Origin of the sequence: Pseudomonas sp. IT-P171 (assembly GCF_949767765.1) — a bacterium.
GTDB classification, from domain to species: domain Bacteria; phylum Pseudomonadota; class Gammaproteobacteria; order Pseudomonadales; family Pseudomonadaceae; genus Aquipseudomonas; species Aquipseudomonas fluorescens_B.
The window spans coordinates 1-616 of record NZ_CATKQN010000034.1; the positions used below are offsets into that span (position 1 = coordinate 1).

Below are 616 nucleotides of genomic sequence, written 5' to 3' on the forward strand. Positions count from 1 at the left end.
AGCCTCCGCATTGGCATCGGCAAAGGTAAAACGCTCCAGCGTGTGCTCGGCGACGTCCGGTCCCCGCTCTCGGATGGCCGTCGGGCGCAGCAGTTCATCGTATTGCGTCAGTGAGTGGCTGCCGCGACCGTCCCATCTCTCCAGGCTCTGCCCGGCTTCACCCTGCAGGCCAACGCGCCATCCGGCGTCCACGCTGTCGGTCGCCAGCGCGACGCCGGACAGGCTCATGGTCTGCCTCAGGTTGAACGGCGTCGTCTCATCAGTCTTCGCCAGGTCGAACAGATACGGATCACGGCTGGCCACCAACCGTCCAACCGCATCGAAACGTTGTTCGGTTACCCGCGTATCAATCGGGTCATCCACCTCACGCCGGTGAAACTGCACGTCCCGCACCACCAGCCCACGCGCTTCCGACACCCGAAGGGTCGGTGTGCCGGTGTGCGCGTTGGTAAAGATTCCAGTAGGCATCCATGCAGGCCTTGATCAATGTGGACTGCACATCACAATGCACGACCTTCACACGGCTGCCTACTGTAAGAAGTAACAGGTCGAGGAGCATGGCCAGGACAACGCGCGGCAAGGGTTCCAGTGTTGATCGGTGATGATGCGATCAACA

1 pseudogene is annotated in these 616 nt (G+C 61.5%); it reads right to left on the reverse strand.

What is annotated here, in order from left to right:
- Positions 1-468: pseudogene (locus ACM6I5_RS19815) on the reverse strand (RHS repeat protein); the annotation flags it as partial.
- Between the last annotated feature and the right edge of the window lie 148 nt (positions 469-616).